This window comes from Piscirickettsia salmonis LF-89 = ATCC VR-1361 (genome assembly GCF_000297215.2).
In the GTDB taxonomy this organism is placed as follows: domain Bacteria; phylum Pseudomonadota; class Gammaproteobacteria; order Piscirickettsiales; family Piscirickettsiaceae; genus Piscirickettsia; species Piscirickettsia salmonis.
The window spans coordinates 1-612 of the sequence record NZ_AMFF02000017.1; the positions used below are offsets into that span (position 1 = coordinate 1).

Annotated in this window: 1 protein-coding gene and 1 pseudogene; both read left to right on the forward strand. The window is 42.8% G+C overall.

Annotated features, from left to right (window positions below; translation table 11 throughout):
• The coding region (locus C200_RS01925; protein WP_155276070.1) for an IS30 family transposase at positions 1-369 on the forward strand (369 nt) is incomplete at its 5' end.
• A gap of 37 nt (positions 370-406) precedes the next feature.
• Positions 407-612, forward strand: a pseudogene (locus tag C200_RS14725) (IS6 family transposase); the annotation flags it as partial.

Genomic DNA, 612 nt, shown 5'->3' on the forward strand with positions numbered 1-612 from the left:
ATAAGGAAAATGCCTAACAAACAAGCCAAGACTGTTATCAATACATTCATGAATGTGGTTGGCTCAACTTTCTTTGATTTTAAAACCATCACTTCTGACAACGGAACAGAGTTTGCCGGTCATGAGGCCATTTCAAAGATCACTGAAGCAGACTTTTACTTTGCTAGACCTTATCGTTCTTGTGATAGAGGTCTAAATGAACACACAAATGGTTTGATAAGGCGTTTTCTACCTAAAGGGACGGATTTTAATGAAGTTAGTGACAAAGAAATAGCAAAAATAGAGCATACATTGAACACCAGAAGAAGAGCGAGTTTGAATTATCGCTCACCTAATCATGTTTTTTTAGAGTATTTGATGGCGGCTTAGTATAGAGTAGTGTTGCACTTCAGATGACGGAGGGCGTTATTCCGGTGAGATTATTCTTTGGCTGGTGCGTTGGTATGGCCGCTATGCCTTATCTTACCGTGATCTCAAAGAAATAGCAGCTGAAAGAGGTCTTGAGATTGAGCGTTCAACCATTTGTCGTTGGGTGCACGAGTATGGCTCGCAGATCGCCAAACGGCTGAGGCCCCACTTTCGTCAAACGTGTGCCTCCGCTGCGAGCCATGG